Source organism: Paraburkholderia hospita (genome assembly GCF_002902965.1).
Classification (GTDB): domain Bacteria; phylum Pseudomonadota; class Gammaproteobacteria; order Burkholderiales; family Burkholderiaceae; genus Paraburkholderia; species Paraburkholderia hospita.
Window position 1 is genome coordinate 1,138,223 of sequence record NZ_CP026107.1, and the last position, 18,124, is coordinate 1,156,346.

The 18,124-nt window shown below is 62.1% G+C and carries 20 protein-coding genes and 1 pseudogene; 10 read left to right on the forward strand and 11 right to left on the reverse strand.

The window, feature by feature from the left end; translation table 11 throughout:
* Positions 1-48 precede the first annotated feature (48 nt).
* Positions 49-813, forward strand: a complete 765-nt coding sequence (locus tag C2L64_RS38385) for a DUF899 domain-containing protein (protein ID WP_007576994.1) — start codon at positions 49-51, stop codon at positions 811-813.
* Between the two features lie 29 nt (positions 814-842).
* The gene (locus C2L64_RS38390) at positions 843-1,634 is read left to right on the forward strand and encodes a DUF2182 domain-containing protein (protein ID WP_051058138.1); all 792 of its coding nucleotides are present in this window, start codon (positions 843-845) and stop codon (positions 1,632-1,634) included.
* 42 nt (positions 1,635-1,676) lie between these two features.
* Here C2L64_RS38390 and C2L64_RS55940 read toward each other — a convergent pair whose 3' ends face one another.
* From C2L64_RS55940 to C2L64_RS38405, 4 genes and pseudogenes are all read right to left on the reverse strand, one after another.
* Positions 1,677-1,967: an SDR family oxidoreductase gene (locus C2L64_RS55940; protein ID WP_279636268.1), complete on the reverse strand. Its 291-nt coding sequence runs from the start codon at positions 1,965-1,967 to the stop codon at positions 1,677-1,679.
* A gap of 118 nt (positions 1,968-2,085) precedes the next feature.
* Positions 2,086-2,448: pseudogene (locus C2L64_RS55945) on the reverse strand (SDR family NAD(P)-dependent oxidoreductase); the annotation flags it as partial.
* Positions 2,449-2,481: 33 nt separating this feature from the next.
* Positions 2,482-3,453: a zinc-binding alcohol dehydrogenase family protein gene (locus C2L64_RS38400; RefSeq protein WP_007577001.1), complete on the reverse strand. Its 972-nt coding sequence runs from the start codon at positions 3,451-3,453 to the stop codon at positions 2,482-2,484.
* 83 nt (positions 3,454-3,536) lie between these two features.
* Positions 3,537-4,391 (reverse strand): alpha/beta fold hydrolase, encoded by an 855-nt coding sequence (locus tag C2L64_RS38405; protein ID WP_007577002.1) that lies wholly within the window; start codon positions 4,389-4,391, stop codon positions 3,537-3,539.
* A gap of 193 nt (positions 4,392-4,584) precedes the next feature.
* Between C2L64_RS38405 and C2L64_RS38410 the strand changes: the two genes are divergently transcribed.
* Positions 4,585-5,217 carry a CGNR zinc finger domain-containing protein gene (locus C2L64_RS38410; RefSeq protein ID WP_039899704.1) on the forward strand — a complete coding sequence of 211 codons (633 nt, stop codon included), beginning with the start codon at positions 4,585-4,587 and terminating at the stop codon, positions 5,215-5,217.
* A gap of 54 nt (positions 5,218-5,271) precedes the next feature.
* Positions 5,272-5,955, forward strand: coding sequence for a haloacid dehalogenase type II (locus C2L64_RS38415; protein ID WP_007577005.1), 684 nt, complete (start codon positions 5,272-5,274; stop codon positions 5,953-5,955).
* Positions 5,956-6,066: 111 nt separating this feature from the next.
* Here C2L64_RS38415 and C2L64_RS38420 read toward each other — a convergent pair whose 3' ends face one another.
* Entirely contained in the window at positions 6,067-6,660 is a 594-nt protein-coding gene (locus C2L64_RS38420; RefSeq protein ID WP_407671922.1) for an MlaC/ttg2D family ABC transporter substrate-binding protein, read from the reverse strand.
* Positions 6,661-6,933: 273 nt separating this feature from the next.
* On the opposite strand from C2L64_RS38420, the gene C2L64_RS38425 reads away from it, so the two are divergent.
* From C2L64_RS38425 to C2L64_RS38440, 4 genes are all read left to right on the forward strand, one after another.
* Positions 6,934-7,683 (forward strand): electron transfer flavoprotein subunit beta/FixA family protein, encoded by a 750-nt coding sequence (locus C2L64_RS38425; protein ID WP_007577009.1) that lies wholly within the window; start codon positions 6,934-6,936, stop codon positions 7,681-7,683.
* A gap of 15 nt (positions 7,684-7,698) precedes the next feature.
* Positions 7,699-8,631: an electron transfer flavoprotein subunit alpha/FixB family protein gene (locus C2L64_RS38430; RefSeq protein ID WP_007577011.1), complete on the forward strand. Its 933-nt coding sequence runs from the start codon at positions 7,699-7,701 to the stop codon at positions 8,629-8,631.
* Positions 8,632-8,655: 24 nt separating this feature from the next.
* Positions 8,656-9,477 carry an HpcH/HpaI aldolase/citrate lyase family protein gene (locus C2L64_RS38435; RefSeq protein WP_007577012.1) on the forward strand — a complete coding sequence of 274 codons (822 nt, stop codon included), beginning with the start codon at positions 8,656-8,658 and terminating at the stop codon, positions 9,475-9,477.
* Positions 9,478-9,601: 124 nt separating this feature from the next.
* Positions 9,602-10,549, forward strand: a complete 948-nt coding sequence (locus tag C2L64_RS38440) for a LysR substrate-binding domain-containing protein (RefSeq protein ID WP_007577015.1) — start codon at positions 9,602-9,604, stop codon at positions 10,547-10,549.
* 13 nt (positions 10,550-10,562) lie between these two features.
* On the opposite strand, the gene C2L64_RS38445 is transcribed toward C2L64_RS38440, so the two are convergent.
* From C2L64_RS38445 to C2L64_RS38470, 6 genes are all read right to left on the reverse strand, one after another.
* Positions 10,563-11,957, reverse strand: a complete 1,395-nt coding sequence (locus C2L64_RS38445) for an MFS transporter (RefSeq protein ID WP_007577017.1) — start codon at positions 11,955-11,957, stop codon at positions 10,563-10,565.
* A gap of 102 nt (positions 11,958-12,059) precedes the next feature.
* Positions 12,060-13,238, reverse strand: a complete 1,179-nt coding sequence (locus C2L64_RS38450; protein ID WP_007577019.1) for a CaiB/BaiF CoA transferase family protein — start codon at positions 13,236-13,238, stop codon at positions 12,060-12,062.
* Between the two features lie 14 nt (positions 13,239-13,252).
* The gene (locus C2L64_RS38455; RefSeq protein ID WP_007577021.1) at positions 13,253-14,416 is read right to left on the reverse strand and encodes an acyl-CoA dehydrogenase family protein; all 1,164 of its coding nucleotides are present in this window, start codon (positions 14,414-14,416) and stop codon (positions 13,253-13,255) included.
* 32 nt (positions 14,417-14,448) lie between these two features.
* Entirely contained in the window at positions 14,449-15,291 is an 843-nt protein-coding gene (locus tag C2L64_RS38460; RefSeq protein ID WP_007577023.1) for an FAS1-like dehydratase domain-containing protein, read from the reverse strand.
* Between the two features lie 112 nt (positions 15,292-15,403).
* Complete coding sequence (locus tag C2L64_RS38465) at positions 15,404-16,321, reverse strand: ATP adenylyltransferase family protein (protein WP_007577025.1); 918 nt, start codon at positions 16,319-16,321, stop codon at positions 15,404-15,406.
* A 5-nt stretch (positions 16,322-16,326) separates the two neighbouring features.
* The gene (locus tag C2L64_RS38470; RefSeq protein ID WP_007577027.1) at positions 16,327-16,812 is read right to left on the reverse strand and encodes an adenosine-specific kinase; all 486 of its coding nucleotides are present in this window, start codon (positions 16,810-16,812) and stop codon (positions 16,327-16,329) included.
* 217 nt (positions 16,813-17,029) lie between these two features.
* On the opposite strand from C2L64_RS38470, the gene C2L64_RS38475 reads away from it, so the two are divergent.
* Positions 17,030-17,281 (forward strand): hypothetical protein, encoded by a 252-nt coding sequence (locus C2L64_RS38475; RefSeq protein WP_007577028.1) that lies wholly within the window; start codon positions 17,030-17,032, stop codon positions 17,279-17,281.
* A 127-nt stretch (positions 17,282-17,408) separates the two neighbouring features.
* Positions 17,409-17,918 (forward strand): hypothetical protein, encoded by a 510-nt coding sequence (locus C2L64_RS38480; protein WP_007577029.1) that lies wholly within the window; start codon positions 17,409-17,411, stop codon positions 17,916-17,918.
* The last annotated feature ends 206 nt before the right edge of the window (positions 17,919-18,124 follow it).

Below are 18,124 nucleotides of genomic sequence, written 5' to 3' on the forward strand. Positions count from 1 at the left end.
CACGTTTCATCGACAGCACGCATTGGACATTCAACGGAGGGACGAACAATGAGCAAGCATACGGTCGCCACACGCGACGCATGGCTGAAAGCACGCGTCGAACTGCTGGAAGAGGAGAAGGCGTTGACGCGGCGCAGCGACGAACTTGCGCGGCAGCGTGAGGCGCTGCCGTGGGTGAAGATCGACAAGCCGTACCGTTTCGAAACGGACGCAGGTAGCGCGACGTTGTCGGATCTTTTTAGAGGACGCTCGCAACTGATTGTCTATCACTTCATGTTCGGTCCCGACTACACGGCAGGCTGTCCGTCGTGCTCGGCGATCGCGGATGGCTTCGACGGCGTGGCCGTGCATCTCGCGAATCACGATGTGACGCTGATGGCCGTGTCGCGCGCGCCGCTCGCGAAGTTGCAGACTTACAAGGAGCGGATGGGATGGAAGTTTCCGTGGGCATCGGCGGACGGTAGCGATTTCAACTTCGATTTCAGCGTGTCGTTCACGGAAGCGCAGCAGCGCACGGGCGACATCGAGTACAACTTCGAGCGGGCCGGGCATGCGATGGACATGACGCCCGCGCCGGAACCCGTCGTCCGGTTCGCGGCCAGTTGCGGCACCGATGTGCCCACGTATTCGCGCGACCGGCCGGGCATCAGCACCTTCGTGCACGAGGACGGCGTCGTGTATCACGCGTATTCGACGTACGCGCGCGGTGTGGATGGTCTGTGGGGCATGTACCAGTGGCTCGACCGCGCGCCGAAAGGGCGCAACGAGAAGGGCATCTGGTGGCGGCGTCACGACGAGTACGAACGGCGTTGAGGTGGATCGTGGATTTCGCTGGCGTTTTCATGCGAACGGACACCTTGAAGGCTGTGGCGAATCCGCGTGCGTCACGGCGCGCGTTCTTCGGTGTTGCGGCGCTGGTCTTCGTGGCTTCGGCTGTGCTGGCGGTCATCGGGTGCATGTCGATGTCGTCGATGGGCGAACTGCCGATGCCGGGCGGCTGGTCGCTGTCGATGACATGGGCGCCGATGTGCGGGCAGAAATGGCCACGCGTCGCGGCGACGTTCGTCGGCATGTGGATTGTGATGATGGTCGCGATGATGCTGCCGTCGCTCGCGCCTGTGCTGTGGCGCTATCACGAAGCCATCGGCAAAACGGGCGTGATGCGTGCGCGTTGGATGACTGCGCTGGCGGGCGTGGGCTACTTTTTCGTGTGGGCTGTTCTCGGCGTGATCGTGTTTGTGCTGGGCGTCGCGCTGATGTCGCTCGCGTTGCAAATGCCCTCGCTGGCTCGCGCGGTACCCGTCGCGGCGGGCTGTGTCGTGCTGCTCGCAGGCATCGCGCAGTTCAGCGCATGGAAGTCACGTTATCTGGCGTGCAGCCGCATGCTGACGGCGACGCGCAGCGCAAACGAAGCATGGAAACAAGGCACACGCCTCGGCGTGCATTGCATCTTGTGCTGCGCGGGACTGACGTCGGTGCTTCTCGTCAACGGCATGATGGATCTGCGCGCAATGGCATTCGTGACGCTGGCGATCACAGCTGAACGTCTCGCACCATTTCCCGATCGCATTGCGCAAGCGATTGGCGTGATCGTTGTGATTAGAGGCTTATGGATGCTCTTGCAAGCATCTTGACGAAACGCCGGCACGCGAATCCACCGCCTGCCGGCTGTGACCTCAAATCGATTTCACTTCTCCGCCATCCATGCGCAGCGACGATCCCGTCATCCAGTGCGCGCCGGGCGACACGATGAACGCCATCAACTCGGCGATTTCCTCGGGCTCGCCGTACCGCGCAATGCCCGCTTCCTTCGGAAACTTCGCCGTCGCTTCTTCGACAGTCATATTGTGCAGCGGCGCCCAATGCTCCAGATACGACTGGCGACGCCCCGTCATCACCGGGCCGGGCAACACGCTGTTGACCTGCACGCCGTCTTCGATGCCGCGATCCGAGAACGCCTTCGCCAACGCGACGATCGCCGCGTTGATCGTGCCGACGGCCGCATACGGCGCCTTCGGAAAAAAGCGCGGAGTTACCCGACATCAGCACGACCGACCCCGACGCTGCCTTCAGTGCGGGCCACGCCGCAATCGTCAGACGCCGCGCGCCGTGCAGTTTCAATGCAAGCCCGTGCTCCCATTGTTCGTCCGTCATATCGAACACATCGATTTGCGGCACCGCGCCTGCAATGTTGAGCAACGCGTCGATCCGGCCAAACGACGCGAGCGCCTGATCGACGACTTCCTGCGCGGCATTCGGCAGCGAAAGATCGATGTCGATAGCGAGCGCCTTCGCGCCCGCATGGATCACGGCCTGCGCCGTTTCGTCCAGGTTCTCGCGATTGCGCGCGACCAGCACGACCGCCCCGAAGTCCTTCGCCAATCGGATTGCCGTCGAACGGCCGATGCCCTGGCTCGCGCCCGTGACGATCGCTACTTTGCTTGACATGTCTGTTCTCCTGGTTGGATGGGGCAACAGGTTTTAGTGGACGACGACCATCTTGCCACCCGCTTCATTCGCTTCCATTACACGGTGCGCTTCGTGGATCTGATCGAACGAGAACACGCGCGACGGCTTGGCCTTGAGGCGGCCGGCAGCGACATCGGCGGCGATGGCTTGCAACGGCACATCGGAGAGCGGAAAGCCCGGCGTGCCGAACACAAAGCTGCCGAAGAACGTCAGGTACACGCCGCTCGACATTTGCAGCAACGGATTGAAATCCGCGATCGGCGCGAGACCGCCCAACCAACCAGCGAGACACGCGCGACCGCCGCGGCGCAGCATCGCGAGCGAATCGAGAATCACGCTGTTGCCGACCAGATCGAGCACGGCGTCGATCTGCTTCGCTTCTGCGATGCGCTTCGACAGATCGGGGCCTTCCAGTTCGACGCGTTCCGCACCGAGTGCTTTGAGCATGTCGAAGCGCGCCGGACTGCGCGTCGTCGCGATCACCTTCGCGCCCGCATTCACGGCGAGATTCACGGCGGCCTGTCCAAACGAAGAAGTCGCGCCACGAATCACAACGGTTTGCCCCGCCTTGAGTTCGAGGTTGCGGAACAGGCATGTCCACGCCGTCGCGTAGGTTTCGGGAATTGCCGCGAGTTCGGCCCATGGCAGATCCGATTCGATCAGCGCGACGTTCGAAACGGGTGCCCGCGTGTATTCCGCGTAGCTGCCGTTGATCGTGCGACCGAGGCCGCCCATCAGCGCGGCGACTTTTGCGCCGACAGGAAACTCGCCGCCCGGACACGACTTCACGATGCCCACGCATTCGATTCCGCTCACTTTCGCCGCTTCGGCCCATTCGCCGCGCCGCATATGCATTTCCGCGTGGTTGACGCCGAACGCCTTGACTTCGATGACGACGTGACCTTCCAGCGGTTCGGGTTCCGGCAGTTCCGTATAGACGAGGCTGTCGATACCGCCAAACTTTTCGAGCACGATTGCACGCATGAGGGTTCTCCTAAGGGTGATGGCGCGTCGGTCGACGCAGTGTGTAATCAGGCGAACCAGCCGTTCGCCGGTCGTTTCAGGTTTCAGCGAGTCAGAAAGCCGGTGATGGCGGCGGCGATGTCAGCCGCGTGTGTTTCGAGCGCGAAGTGGCCCGTATCGAAGAAGCGCACGTCCGCGTTCGGCAGGTCGCGCTTGAACGCCTCGGCGCCGGGCGGCAGGAAGAACGGATCGTTCTTGCCCCACACCGCGAGGAACGGCGGCTGGTGCGTGCGGAAGTACTGCTGGAACGCCGGGTACAGCGCGACGTTGCTTTGATAGTCGCCGAACAGGTCGAGCTGGATCTCGTGGGCACCGGGACGGTTCATGTAGTAGTCGTCGAGCGAATAGCCGTCGGGCGAAACCTGCGTCGTGTCGCTCACGCCGTGCGTGTATTGCCAGATCGTCGTGTCGCGGGTCAGCATGGCCCGCAACGCGTCGCGGTTCGCTTGCGTCGGCTCCTTCCAGTACGCCTGAATGGGATTCCAGCCTTCGCTAAGTCCTTCCACATATGCGTTGCCGTTCTGCGAAATGATCGCCGTGATGCGCTCGGGATGCTTCAGCGCGAGCCGGAAGCCCGTCGGCGCGCCGTAATCGAAAACGTAGACCGCGTAGCGGTCGAAGCCGATCACTTCCGTAAACCGGTCGATCACATTGGCGAGATTGTCGAACGTGTAGGCGAATTGGCCGCGCTCCGGCATGTCCGACTGGCCAAAGCCCGGCAAATCCGGCGCGACGATGTGAAACCGGTCCGCGAGCTGCGGAATCAGGTCGCGGAACATATGGCTCGAACTCGGGAAGCCGTGCAGCAGTAGTAGCTTCGGCGCGCCGGCGCGGCCAGCTTCCCGATAGAACACGTTGAAACCGTCAACGTCGGCGTGGCGATGGGCAATCGTGGGCATGGCGTTCTCTCCGTAAAGATAAATTTCACTCGACTCGGTCAACGCGACTTGTGCCGCGCCTTGCATCAGAATCGCGCAATCTCTTGTAACCGTTCATATCATGTTTTATAGGTTACGAAGTTGCGATGTAACTTGTCAAGTGCTTTTTTAGTGGTTACGATGGAGTCATCGTCACCTTACATTTGTCATAGCAATGGACTACCGCCAGATACCGGCCATGTTTTTGGCCGACGCGCCGGGCCTCGATTTCCTGAATTCGATTGCGACGCCCGTCGACGTGCCCGTCGACTGGATCAGCGACGGCGAAGGGCTGCTGCGTTGGCTCGATCAGGCCGGCATGGTGCCGCCCGATGCACTCGCGGCGATCCGCTCGCGCGCGACGCCCGCCGAACTCGACGAGGTCGCGGCGAAGGCGCGCGAACTGCGCGAGTGGTTTCGGGGCTACGTGAAAAAGAGGAAAGGGCATGCGCTCGCGTCGAGCGATCTGCGCGGGCTCGAACCGGTAAACGCGTTGCTCGCTCGCGACGAACAGCATGGCGAGATCGTCGCGAACGGTCCGGACGCGACGACCGCGTTCTCGTTTCGCACCGTGCGGCGCTGGCAGTCGGCGGAGTCGTTGCTGATGCCGATCGCCGAGGCGCTGGCGAAACTCGTCTGCGAAGAGGATTTCACGCAGGTGAAGGCGTGCGAAGGCCCGGCATGCACGCTGCTGTTCGCCGATCACACGCGAGGCCATGCGCGCAGGTGGTGCAGCATGGCCGTCTGCGGCAATCGAGCGAAAGTGGCCGCGCATCGGGCGCGGCTCAAGGAGAAGAATCGGGACTAGAGCACCAGTCAGGCACGCGGCAGCGATTCACATTTTTCTGGAGGAGAACGCGGTATGAATCACATCAAGGCCATTGCATTCGACCTGTACGGCACGCTGTTCGACGTTCATTCGGTTTCCGTCCAGTGCGACGAGCAGTTCCCTGGGCGCGGCCAGGAAATCAGCAACGTATGGCGGCAGAAGCAACTCGAATACACATGGCTGCGCAGCCTGATGAACCGCTATATCCCGTTCGAGCACGTGACGGAAGAAGCGTTACGCTTCACGATCCGGCATCTTGGGGTGGAACTCGACGAGCGTGCGTGCCGTTCGCTGTCGGATGCGTATCTGCGTTTGCAGGCTTATCCGGAAGTGCCGGATGCGCTGCGCGCGCTGCGGGATCGCGGCCTGAAGCTCGCCATCCTGTCGAACGGCTCGCCGCATTCGATCGATGCGGTCGTTACTAACGCAGGGCTTCGGAATAGCTTCGACCATCTGCTGAGCGTCGATCCCGTGCGTGTCTACAAACCGGACAATCGCGCTTACGAACTCGCGGAACAGACGTTTGGCGTCGGCCGGAGGGAAATCCTGTTCGTGTCGTCGAATGCGTGGGATGCGACGGGAGCGCGCTACTTCGGTTTTCCGACCTGCTGGATCAACCGCGGCGGAAAGACGTTCGAGGAAATGGGGCAGCGGCCGGACTGGGAAGTGAACGGTCTGGATCGTCTCGTGACGCTGTTCGCTTCGGCCAATGGCTGAATGCGCGACTGGCGTCTGCCAGCCACGCGCGCGTCGTGCTGCGTTTCCAGCGTCACGATGCGCGCGCGGGCGCTACGCAGACCTTCGATTCCCCACTTCGGATAACGCCGCTTACTGCGGCTTGCCCGACGCAAGCTGCTGATTGCGGTCCGTCAAAAACCGCAGCAGCCCATCGATGCCGCTTTGCTGGATCGTCTCGCCGAACTGCTGCCGATACGTCTGCACGAGCCACGCGCCCATCACGTTGAGGTCGTACACGCGCCAGCCTTGCGGCGTCTTGCGCAGGCGGTAATCGATCTCGACGGGCTGCGCGTTGGTGGAAGCGATCGTGCGCACGACGGCGTCGGTGTCCGTCGGCGCGACGCGCATCGGCGGATAGTCGATCTTCTGATCCGGCTTGAGTTGCGCGAGCGCGCCCGAATACAGATGGATCAGCAGCATCTTGAACTGTTGCGTGAGCTGTTGCTGTTGCGTGGGCGTGGCCGTGCGCCAGTAGCGGGCCAGGGCAAGCTGCGTCGTATATTCGAAGTCGATATAAGGCAGGATGTCCCGGTTCACGATGTTCATGATGCGCGGGATATCCGATGGGTCAATCGCCTGCGTGTGGACTTCGTCGAGCACCTGCTGCGTCACTGACTTGATCAGTATCTGCGGATCGGAGCTATCGACGGTCTGCGCCGATACCGTATTGCCGAAGGCAAACATCGTGAAGAACAGGACGGCAACGAAAAATCGCGATCTGATGTGGGCAATATTCATGATGTAAATGCGTTGTATAACAACACCGGCGAGGGGCTTCGCCGTGGCCACACCTATTGTAGGGGCGTTGCAAAAAATCGGCAGCGAGGGTGCCCGTCATCGTTGAAACCTATGACGGGCAGAGCAATCTGGTATTTGCGTTGGGGCAGGGCAGGCTTTCAAATAGAGGCTGCTAACGAAGCTCAGGCTCGTGATTCTTCTATAAAAGTGGAGACGCCCATGAAAGTGCTGGTCCCTGTCAAAAGAGTGGTCGACTACAACGTGAAGGTCCGCGTGAAGTCGGACAACACGGGCGTCGATGTTTCGAATGTGAAGATGTCGATGAATCCGTTCGATGAAATCGCTGTTGAAGAGGCGGTGCGGTTGAAGGAAGTGGGTGTTGTCAGCGAGGTTGTTGCTGTTTCTTGCGGTGTCGCGCAGTGTCAGGAAACGCTGCGCACGGCGCTGGCGATTGGTGCGGATCGTGCGGTTCTGGTCGAATCGGGTGAAGATTTGCAACCGCTGGCGGTCGCGAAGCTTTTGAAGGCACTGGTCGACAAGGAACAACCGTCGCTGGTGATTCTCGGCAAGCAGGCGATTGATGACGACTCCAACCAGACGGGCCAGATGCTCGCTGCACTGGCGGGTCTGCCGCAGGCGACGTTTGCATCGAAGGTTGTCGTCGCGGATGGCAAGGCGACGGTGTCGCGTGAAGTCGATGGTGGTGCTGAAACGTTGTCGCTGACGTTGCCCGCAGTCATCACGACCGATCTGCGCCTGAACGAGCCGCGCTACGTGACGCTGCCGAACATCATGAAGGCAAAGAAGAAACCGCTGGAAATCGTGAAACCCGAGGAACTCGGCGTCGATGTCACGCCGCGTCTGAAGACCCTGAAAGTCAGCGAGCCGCCGAAGCGCTCGGCTGGCGTGAGGGTGGCCGATGTGAAGACGCTGGTCGAGAAGCTGAAGACCGAAGCCAAAGTTCTCTGAAGCACGGGAAAGAACATGACGATTCTGGTAATTGCTGAACACGACAATGCGGCGCTAAAGGCAGCGACGCTGAATACGGTTGCTGCCGCGCAGAAGATTAGCGGCGACATTCATGTGCTGGTTGCAGGCCACAACGCACAAGGCGCGGCTGATGCGGCTGCGAAGGTGGCGGGTGTGGCGAAGGTGCTGCTCGCCGACGCGCCGCAACTCGCCGAAGGTCTAGCGGAAAATATTGAAGCGACGGTGTTGAACATCGCGAAGGATTACTCGTACATCCTCGCGCCCGCCACTGCCTACGGCAAGAACGTCGCGCCGCGCATTGCCGCACAGCTCGACGTCGCGCAGATCAGCGAAATTACGGCTGTGGTCGGCGCCGATACATTCGACCGTCCGATCTACGCTGGCAACGCAATCGCTACGGTCCAGTCTCAAGACCCGATCAAGGTCATTACAGTGCGTGCAACTGGCTTCGATCCGGTTGCAGCAGAAGGCGGCAGCGCATCCATCGAGAAGATCGACGCAGCGGCTGACGCCGGCATCTCGCAGTTCGTAAGCCGTGAAGTGACGAAGCTGGACCGTCCGGAACTGACGTCGGCGAACATCATTGTTTCGGGTGGACGCGGTCTCGGAAGTGGCGAGAATTACACGCAAGTGTTGGAGCCGTTGGCAGACAAACTACAGGCCGCGTTGGGCGCATCACGCGCAGCCGTCGATGCTGGCTACGTGCCCAATGACTATCAGGTCGGTCAAACCGGCAAGATCGTTGCGCCGCAGCTTTACATCGCAGTCGGCATCTCGGGCGCAATCCAGCATCTGGCTGGCATGAAAGACTCGAAGGTCATCGTCGCGATCAACAAGGACGAAGAAGCGCCGATTTTCAGCGTCGCGGATTATGGTCTCGTCGGCGATCTGTTCACCGTCGTGCCAGAACTGACGGGCGCACTGTGACGAACACATTTGTCGGGAGTCGAGATGTCGCAGCCTGTTAATCGCCAGCATCGCTCGTTTCTGTTCGTTCCGGGCACGCGTCCGGAGCGCTTCGAGAAGGCGTTGAGCAGCGGCGCGGACGCCGTCATCGTCGATCTCGAAGATGCCGTCTCACCCGGCGACAAGGACCGCGCCAGACAGGCCGTAGCCGAGTGGCTCTCGCCGGAACGCCCCGTGCTGATCCGCGTGAACGCAGTCGGCACGCCGTGGTTCGAGCAGGACGCCGCGCTCGGCAAGCTGCGCGGCGTCGCGGGCATCGTCTTGCCGAAAGCGGAGCGCGCAGCCGATGTCTCCACGCTCGTTTCGCGGACCCGAAGCACGATGCCCGTCTTTCCATTGATCGAAAGCGCGAAGGGCATGTGGAACGCGCTCGAAGTCGCGAAGGCGCCTTTCGTTCATCAACTGATGTTCGGCACACTCGATTTTTGCGCCGACATGGGCATGGCATCCGATGGCGAGGAACTGGATACGTTTCGCGCGAAGCTCGTGATGATTTCGCGCGTCGCGGAGATACGACCGCCGATCGACGGCGTGACGCCCGCCATCGACGATGCGCAACTGCTCGAAGCCGAAACGACAAAAGCAAAGCGCTGGGGATTCGCGGGCAAGCTCTGCATTCATCCCAAACAGGTCTTGACGATCAACGATTGCTTCGCGCCCAGCGAGGCGGAAATAGCGTGGGCGAAGAAAGTGCTCGACGCATTCGAACGCGCGAACGGCGCGGCTGTGGCGGTAGACGGGAAGATGGTCGACCGGCCCGTTATCATTCGCGCGCAAGGCATTCTCGACGCAAGCCGCGGCGTGTAGAGCGCGCATCCCACGTCCATCGAGCAAGCGGCAGTATAAAATGGGCTCCCAGCCCAAGCGCCCCAACATGTATCGACAAACCGAACGGCGCTCATCGCACAACTGCTCACACCTTCAACCGCTCATGGACGTTCGCCAGCTCCGCTACTTTGTCAGCATCGTCGATTACGGCAGTCTTGGCAAAGCGGCGGAAAAGCTCTTTGTCGCGCAGCCTTCACTGAGTCAACAGATGGCGCGACTCGAAGAAGAACTCGGCGTGTCGCTGCTGTTGCGCAGCAATCATGGCGTCACGCCGACGGCTGAAGGCGATGCGCTCTATCGGCATGCGCGGCTCGTGCTGCGGCAGATGGAACAGCTCAAGCAGGAAGTGACGAAGGGCGCGGGCAGCGAGTCGGGTACGGTCGCAGTCGGCTTGCCGACCACGATGGCATCGGTGCTCGCCGTGCCGCTGTTCGAGCGCATCCAGGACCGCTACCCAGGCATCCGTCTGCAGTTCTTCGAAAGCATGAGCGGCTATCTCAACGAGTTGCTCGCGAACGGCAGACTGGACCTCGCGATCCTGTTTCGCGAGTCCGACACGCCCGGCATTTCCGCGTTGCCCGTGCTCGACGAGACGCTCTATCTGCTCGGCGAGCCGGGCGGCGCGATCTCGCCGCGTTCGACCACCTGTCCGCTCGCGAAGCTCGCGGGCGTCAAGCTGGTTGCGCCCGGTGTGTCGAATGGCTTGCGGCTTCTGATCGAGCGGACCTTTTCGAGCGAGAAGGTCGAGCTGAACATCATCGCCGATATCGATTCGTTGCCGTCGATGCTGCTGATCGCCCATTCTGGCCGTGCGTGCACGATTCTGCCGTCATCGGCGCTCGCGCAACTCGATCAAACTCGTATGCCGAAGATGCGCAAGATCGTCGATCCCGTCATTCGCCGTCCTGCCAGCATCTGCTGGCCAAACGGCGTGCCGATGCATTCGGCGACGGTGGCCGTGCGGCAAACGCTCATCGAGTTGATTGCGGAGCAGGTCGAATGCGAAACATGGCAGGGCGTGACGCTGCGCAAGCAAGCCACGCCCGGCTGATTTCGATCTGCGCTTAAGCGTGTTCCGCCGCGTGCGCCGCGTCGCGGTCCTGGGCGGTAGACGTGGCGTCGCTGGTTCCTGGCGCGACATCTTCGAGCGCGTGCCGGCTCGTCTCGACGCGAAGAATGCAGATCGCGACGCACAGCACGGCAAAGATCACGCTCACCATCGCAATGACACCGGACACGCCGACACGCTGATACAGCAGCAGCGCCAGATACGGCGTCGCAATCGACGCGGCGCGTCCGCATGTTCCCGCAACGCCCGTGCCGCGCAGGCGGACTTCCGTCGGAAACAGTTCGGGAATGTACCCGAACAGCCCGAGCGTCGTGATCGTATAGATCGTCGTGACGAGACAGAAGCCGACGATGATGATCTGCGCAGGCTCGCGCAACGTCACGTAGATCCACCCCAGCACGATGCTGACCAGCGCGGCGAGCACGATGCCTTTCGCGCGGCCGATCCGGTCCGCGATCAGATAACCGACCAGGCCGCCGACGGGCGAGCCGATCGACATCAGCATCACGAAGCCGAGCGACTTGACGATCGACAGGCCTTCGCTGACAAAGAAGGTCGGCAGCCACGCGATGAAACCATACAGCCCGATGTTCACGGCAATCGCGGTGAGCGCGGCAACGAAGGTGCGCCCGCGCATGCCCGGCGCGAACAGCGCGCTCAGCGGCACCGCGCCGACGTTCAGGTTGACCACGCGCTGCACGGGCGGCAAGGTCCCGACGCGGGCTTCGACTTCACGCTCGATTGTGGCGAGCGTTGCTTCGGCTTCGTCGAGTTGGCCCGTTGATTCGAGCCAGCGCGGTGATTCGGGCATCCGGTGACGCAGGAACCACACGATCAACGCGCCGATACCCGCAATCGCGAACATATAGCGCCAGCCGAGGTTCGGGATGATCCAGTAGCCCGCCGCGAGCGCCGCGAACAGTCCGCTGTTGATGATGATCGCGAGCAGCGATACCCACTTGCCGCGCGTCGCGGGCGGCACGAACTCGGCCAGCGTGCCCGCCGCGACCACCAGTTCGGCACCGAGTCCCACGCCCATGATGAAGCGCAACACGATCAGCCATTCGATGTTCGGCGCGAAGCAGGCGGCAATCGAAGCAAGGCCGAAGATGCCGAGATTCACCTGATACGAGTAGCGTCGTCCGAGCCGGTCGCCGATGTGGCCGGCCGCATACGCGCCGATCATCATGCCGACGAAGGTCGCCGAGACGAACATCGCGCCGTGACGGAGATCGGTGAAGCCTTGCTTGACCATCGCCGCGACGGCGCCGTTGGCGAGATAGATGTCGAACGCGTCGAGAAACGCGCCACCGGCGATCAGGCCGAGTATCTTCCAGTGGAAACTGCAAATGGGCAGACGGTCGAGCCGACCGGCGGCGTTGACTGACATGGTTTTGTCTCCTGGTTGGGTTGCCTTGCCACGGACAGAGCAAGGGCAAGGCGGGCGCGATTGTTCTGAAGTGATTGCCCGGATTGTCTGGTTGTCGAATGGCTACAAGGCATGGGATGCGCGCAGCGCGTCCACCTCCGCTGCGCTGAAGCCCAGTTCACGCAGGATCGCGTCCGTGTGCGCGCCGAGCGCGGGAACGGCGTCCATGCGCGGATCATCTTCAGCGGTCATGCCGGGCGGATAGAGCGCGGGGATCTCGCCCGCAGCCGTTTGCACATGCGTCCAGCGTTGCCGGGCCTGCAACTGTTCATGGTTCCAGACATCGTGCATGTCGTTCATCCGCGCGTTCGCGATGCTGGCCTTCTCCAGACGTTCGATCACCTGCGCCGCTGTCCACGCGGAAAACGCGTCGACGATGACGCGCGTGAGTTCCTCGCGATGCTTCGCGCGGCCGCTGTTCGACGAGAAGCGCTCGTCCGTGAGCAGTTCGGGACGCTCGATCACGGTCTCGCAGAAGTTCTTCCATTCGCGCTCGTTTTGCAGGCCGAGCATCACCGTCTTGCCGTCACCTGCGACGAACGGACCATAAGGAAAGATCGTTGCGTGAGACGCGCCCGCCTGACGCGGCGGCGTCTGTCCATCGATCGAGTAGTAGAGCGGGTAGCTCATCCACTCGACCATGCTTTCGAGCATCGACACGTCGATATGCTTGCCGCGTCCTGTCTGCGCGCGTTCCAGCAGCGCGGCGAGGATGTTGGTGTAGCCATACATGCCGGCCGCGATGTCCGCGATCGAGCAGCCCGCTTTCGCCGGCTCGCCTTCTGAACCCGTGATGCTCAGAAATCCCGATTCGCTCTGAATCAGCAGGTCGTAGGCCTTTTTATCGCGAAAGGGACCATCCAGTCCATAACCTGAAATATCGCAGACGATCAACCGAGGATACTTCACGCTCAGCGTCGCGTAGTCGAAGCCGAGGCGCTGCGTCGCGCCGGGCGCGAGGTTCTGCACGAACACGTCGGCATCGGCGAGCAGTTTGTGCACGATGTCGAGCGCTTGCGGCTGTTTGACATCGAGCGTGATGCTTTCTTTCGAGCGATTCGTCCACACGAAATGCGACGCGAGGCCCGACACGCGTTCGTCGTAGCCGCGCGCGAAGTCGCCCGTGCCGGGGCGCTCGATCTTGATGACGCGCGCGCCGAGATCGGCGAGCTGACGGGTGCAGAAGGGCGCGGCGATCGCGTGTTCGAACGTAACGACCTTGATGCCTTGAAGCGGACGCATGATCGGACTCGCTCTCAGAAGGAACGCGGCAGACCGAGGATGTGCTCGGCGACATACGACAGGATCAGGTTCGTCGAGATGGGCGCGACCTGATAGAGACGCGTCTCGCGGAACTTGCGCTCGATGTCGTATTCAGCGGCGAAGCCGAAGCCGCCATGAAACTGCAGGCAGGCGTTGGCCGCTTCCCATGACGCATCGGCGGCGAGCAGCTTCGCCATGTTGGCCTGCGCGCCGCACGGCTCGTGCGCGTCGAAGCGGCGAGCGGCCTCGAAGCGCATCAGGTTCGCTGCTTCGATGTTGATGTACGAGCGCGCAATCGGGAACTGCACGCCCTGGTTCTGTCCGATCGGACGGCCGAACACGACGCGGTCCTTCACGTACTGCGAGACCTTGTCGATAAACCAGTAGCCGTCGCCGATGCATTCGGCTGCGATCAGCGTGCGCTCGGCGTTCAGTCCATCGAGGATGTACTTGAAGCCCATGCCTTCTTCGCCGATCAGGTTTTCAGCGGGAATCTCGAGATTGTCGAAGAACAGCTCGTTGGTCTCGTGATTCACCATGTTCGGAATCGGACGAACCGTCATGCCGTGGCCGATCGCGTCGCGCAGATCGACGATGAAGATCGACATGCCTTCGCTTTTCTTTGTCACATCGGCAAGCGGCGTGGTGCGGGCGAGCAGGATCATCAGATCGGAATGCTGGACGCGCGAGATCCACACTTTCTGCCCGTTGACGACGTAGCGGTCGCCCTTGCGCACGGCCGTCGTCTTGATCTTCGTCGTGTCGGTGCCCGTGGTCGGCTCGGTGACGCCCATCGATTGCAGGCGCAGTTCGCCGCTCGCGATCTTCGGCAAGTACAGCCGTTTCTGCTCCGCCGAGCCGTGGCGCATCAGCGTGCCCATGTTGTACATCTGCCCGTGGCACGCGCCCGAGTTGCCGCCCGAGCGGTTGATCTCTTCCATGATGACGGACGCTTCCGTCAGCCCCAGACCCGAGCCACCATATTCTTGCGGGATCAGTGCGGCGAGCCAGCCTGCTTTGGTCAGCGCGTCGACGAAGGCTTCGGGATAGCCGCGTTCTTCATCGACCTTGCGAAAGTACTCGGCCGGGAATTGCTGGCAGAGGTCGCGAACGGCTTCGCGGATGTCCTGAAACGGATCGGTGACGGTATGGATCATGATCAATTCTTATACGGTTGCGGATTGCGGAATCAGGCGAGCGTCGCGCGTGCCGTCATGGTCAGCCAGCCTTCGTGGTCCTTCGACCAGAGTTCGACCGTTTTGCCGTCTGCCGACGGCTGGCCGCACAGATGAAGGACGTTGCCCATGAAGCTCGGACGCATCGCCTTGTAAGAGAATTCGAGCACCTTCGCGTCAGGGCTCTGCCTGTGCAGCAGATCCATCAGCAGCGTGGCGATCAGCGGTCCATGCACGACGAGATTCGGATAGCCTTCCACCTGCGTCACGTATGGCTTGTCGTAGTGGATGCGATGGCCGTTGAAGGTCAGTGCCGAGTAGCGGAACATCAGCACTTCATCGGGGACGATCTGCCGGTGCCATTGAGCGGCATCGGGCGCGGCAGTCGGCGCGGGAGCGGGCGTGCCCGGCGCCGCGGGTTCGCGGTAGACGATGTCCTGTTCTTCGTCGATGGCGAACGTGCCTTCGCAATAGATACGGTGGATCACCGTGACGAAGCCGAGCTTGCCGGTGCGGCCTTGCTTCTCGCTGACGTTCAGGATCGACGATTCGCGCGTGATCGCGCTGCCGACCGTCACGGGCGCGTGAAAGCGCAGGCGGCCGCCTGCCCACATGCGGCGCGGCAAGCCAAGGTCGGGAAGAAAGCCGCCTTTACGCGGATGGCCGTCTTCGCCGATCTGCGCCTGCGCGACGGTCGGGCGGAAGAAGATCCAGTGCCAGAGAAGCGGAAGGGCGTCGCCGGGAAGCGGCGGCGCGTCGTAGTCGAGCGTGGCGCCCAGCGCGACAGCCGAGGTGGGCACGACGATATCGGCGGCGATTACGGTTTGCGCATCGCATGCGGCGGACTGCTCGGTCATGCCTGTCTCCGTCGCCGGCAACCGCCAGCGCGTTTGTTCTCGATACGGAGAGATTAGGCGAAGCCCGAATACGGCGGAAATACCAGTTTCATGTGCCAGTCATAGGGCGATCCTATTGCGGCCAGGGCAGGCCGGCGCGTTGCAGCACGGTCATTGGGCCGAGCCGCTCGATCATCGCCATGTGCGCCGCGTCGCGCACGAACAGCGATCCGGCGAATCCCAACGCGTTCACCGACACGCCCTCCACGTGTTCCGCCGATCTGGGAACGAGCAGCATCCACTGGCGCGTGACGAGCAGGTTGTACGGCGACGATTGGCATGGAACGCCGTTGGTCTCGATAGCGCCGACACCCGCCGCGTCGAGCAGCGCGTCGTAGCAGGCAAGCGCTGCCTTTGCGGCATCGGCGGGCGTCGCATGATCCAGCGTGATACGCGCGAATGCGTGACGAAACGGCAGGCCCGGCACGCGCAGCGCTGGCCCATCGCCGACGGCTTCTGCTAGCAGCGGCTCGACAGGTACGGACGGCGCTGCATCGCCGAGCGGCAGCGGCACGATCTGCAGATGCTTGTGCGGCTGACTGGCACCCGCCTCGGGGCCGCCATTGTAAAAGCCGATGCCATCGAATTCCGCCATGCAGGCCATCAGCGCTTCGAAGTCCGCGAGATCGAGCAGCGCTTCCTGCCGCTGAAAATCGCGTGTGACGATCAGCAGATGATGGTCGATGACGTTGAACTTGTTGAGCAAGGCCAGATGCGTTCCGGAGATATCGGCGACGAACAGGTCGGGCTCATACGGAAGAAACGGATTCTCGACAGGACCCTTCGCCGTCTGCAGTTTGCGCGCTTGCCGGCGCTGCTGCTCCTTGCGCGTGAGGCTCGACACCTGCCGCACGACGAAGCGAACAACGCCGCTTTCGATCACGGCCTGAACGGTATCGATAGGTTGCAGCGCGCCGCAGCGCAGCGCGTGTGCGGTCTGCCGCTCGATGGCGGCCCACAGCGTACCGGGCGCAAGGCGTCGATGTTCCATTCGGGTCAAAGTTTGTAGCCGATCGTGCGCAACAGGTCCTTACGCCATTGCACGTCTTCCGCGCCTTCGACGCCGAGCGGCGAGAATCCGTCGATCACGCCGACGATACCCCGTCCCTGGTCCGTTTCCGCAACCAGCACCTCGACTGGATTCGCCGTCGCGCAAAAGATGCGGCACACCTCGGGCACTGCCTTCAGCGCATTCAGCACGTTGACGGGGAAAAATCCGTCGCCGAGGAACACGAAGAAGCTGTGGCCCGCCGCGACGTTCAGCGCGTTCTGGCTGGCCATCTCGACGAGCGCATCGTCGGTGCCGGAGCGCCGCACGAGCCGCTTGCCGGACGCTTCGCAGAACGCGAGTCCGAACCTGATGCCGGGTACAGCGGCGACGAGCGTCTCGTGGATATCCTCGACGGTCTTGATGAAATGGGATTGCCCGAGAATGAAGTTGGTCGTTTCGGGCTTGACGACGGTGACGGCGGACAATTGCATGGTGGGCCTCGCTCCGTTGCGGCAGAACGCTGGTGAGAGATGCGTGTCGAGCTTGTTCTAGCCTAGACGCAAGCGCGCGCGAGGGAAAGCGGGCGCGATGTAAGGCGATTGTCTGATTGATCGAAAACGGATGCGGAAACATCGCGATACAAATTCGACACGATGCTTACCGGGCTGGCTCAGGTACGCGCCCAGCCAATGTGGGAAAATCAGGGACATGAAAACGCCCAGAATTTCAATCATCGTGGCCATGCTTGCCGTGGTCAGCCCGCTGGCGCACGCGAGCCTCGCGAGCGGCGCTCATCAGTTCAAAACCGACGCCAAGACGGCAGGCCGGGAGACCGGGCACGCCGTTCGCAACGGCGTGCATGCGGTCGGACACGGCGCGAAAGCGGCAGGTCATGCCGTTGCCGACGCGACGAAGCACGGCTATCACGCAACGAAGAAGTTCGTGACGGGACATGGCTAGATGCCGCATTGCAGCATGCTGAATAGCGTGTGATTGCGGCCCGCTGAACGGCCCATTCAGGCGTACGATTAGAGGTATCGCCCCGTTGCATCCCGTTGTGGATGCCGCCATTTGACGGAGAGCCGATATGAGACGCCTTTATTTCATTGCCCCCGACACCCTGACCGCGAAAGCGATCGTCGACGACCTGCTGCGCGCGCGAATCACATGGCGGCATATCCATGTGCTCGCGAATCACAGCGTCGCCCTCGAAGAATTGCCACAAGCCTCTTTGATGCAAAGCAGCGACGTCGTGCATTCGCTGGAACGCGGCGTGGCGCTCGGCGGCGTGACGGGCGCGCTGCTTGGCCTCGTGGCGCTTGTCTATCCGCCCGCCGAACTGGCCATCGCGGGCGGCGCCGTCGTGATGCTGACAATGGCGGGCGCTGGTTTCGGTGCGTGGACAGCCACGATGATCGGCGTCAACGAGCCGAACACACAGCTCGAACGTTTTCGCGATGCGATACGCGACGGCCAGTTGCTGATCATGGCCGATGTGCCCGGATCGCGTGAACATGAGATCGAGCAATTGATCGCGCAGCATGTGCCGCGCGCTGATCTCGAAGGCGCGGAGCCCGCCTCGCCGATCTTTCCGTAGCGCTTGACGGGACTTTCGCGCGCCGGCAGCGATTCGACAACGCAGTCCAAATGATTGACAATCGAATGCCTTGCGCGCGGGGAATGATCAGGTAACTGGCTCCACAAGATTCGTCGTGACGGCATGCAGCCGCCTCACACGCAACATCATTAAGCCGGACCCGCCGCGCTGTCCCGATTCAGGCGAACCACGCCTAAGGCGCTTTC

Excerpts from the sequence above, each read along its gene's own strand:
- C2L64_RS38420 (WP_407671922.1), bottom strand. The coding sequence starts at position 6,660 with ATGTTTGCCTTCGGCAATACGGTATCGGCGCAGACCGTCGATAGCTCC.
- C2L64_RS38385 (WP_007576994.1), top strand. The coding sequence starts at position 49 with ATGAGCAAGCATACGGTCGCCACACGCGACGCATGGCTGAAAGCACGC.
- C2L64_RS38405 (WP_007577002.1), bottom strand. The coding sequence starts at position 4,391 with ATGCCCACGATTGCCCATCGCCACGCCGACGTTGACGGTTTCAACGTG.
- C2L64_RS38425 (WP_007577009.1), top strand. The coding sequence starts at position 6,934 with ATGAAAGTGCTGGTCCCTGTCAAAAGAGTGGTCGACTACAACGTGAAG.
- C2L64_RS38455 (WP_007577021.1), bottom strand. The coding sequence starts at position 14,416 with ATGATCCATACCGTCACCGATCCGTTTCAGGACATCCGCGAAGCCGTT.
- C2L64_RS38390 (WP_051058138.1), top strand. The coding sequence starts at position 843 with ATGCGAACGGACACCTTGAAGGCTGTGGCGAATCCGCGTGCGTCACGG.
- C2L64_RS38440 (WP_007577015.1), top strand. The coding sequence starts at position 9,602 with ATGGACGTTCGCCAGCTCCGCTACTTTGTCAGCATCGTCGATTACGGC.
- C2L64_RS38450 (WP_007577019.1), bottom strand. The coding sequence starts at position 13,238 with ATGCGTCCGCTTCAAGGCATCAAGGTCGTTACGTTCGAACACGCGATC.
- C2L64_RS38465 (WP_007577025.1), bottom strand. The coding sequence starts at position 16,321 with ATGGAACATCGACGCCTTGCGCCCGGTACGCTGTGGGCCGCCATCGAG.
- C2L64_RS38480 (WP_007577029.1), top strand. The coding sequence starts at position 17,409 with ATGAGACGCCTTTATTTCATTGCCCCCGACACCCTGACCGCGAAAGCG.
- C2L64_RS38435 (WP_007577012.1), top strand. The coding sequence starts at position 8,656 with ATGTCGCAGCCTGTTAATCGCCAGCATCGCTCGTTTCTGTTCGTTCCG.
- C2L64_RS38475 (WP_007577028.1), top strand. The coding sequence starts at position 17,030 with ATGAAAACGCCCAGAATTTCAATCATCGTGGCCATGCTTGCCGTGGTC.
- C2L64_RS38445 (WP_007577017.1), bottom strand. The coding sequence starts at position 11,957 with ATGTCAGTCAACGCCGCCGGTCGGCTCGACCGTCTGCCCATTTGCAGT.
- C2L64_RS38470 (WP_007577027.1), bottom strand. The coding sequence starts at position 16,812 with ATGCAATTGTCCGCCGTCACCGTCGTCAAGCCCGAAACGACCAACTTC.
- C2L64_RS38460 (WP_007577023.1), bottom strand. The coding sequence starts at position 15,291 with ATGACCGAGCAGTCCGCCGCATGCGATGCGCAAACCGTAATCGCCGCC.
- C2L64_RS38415 (WP_007577005.1), top strand. The coding sequence starts at position 5,272 with ATGAATCACATCAAGGCCATTGCATTCGACCTGTACGGCACGCTGTTC.
- C2L64_RS38410 (WP_039899704.1), top strand. The coding sequence starts at position 4,585 with ATGGACTACCGCCAGATACCGGCCATGTTTTTGGCCGACGCGCCGGGC.
- C2L64_RS38430 (WP_007577011.1), top strand. The coding sequence starts at position 7,699 with ATGACGATTCTGGTAATTGCTGAACACGACAATGCGGCGCTAAAGGCA.
- C2L64_RS38400 (WP_007577001.1), bottom strand. The coding sequence starts at position 3,453 with ATGCGTGCAATCGTGCTCGAAAAGTTTGGCGGTATCGACAGCCTCGTC.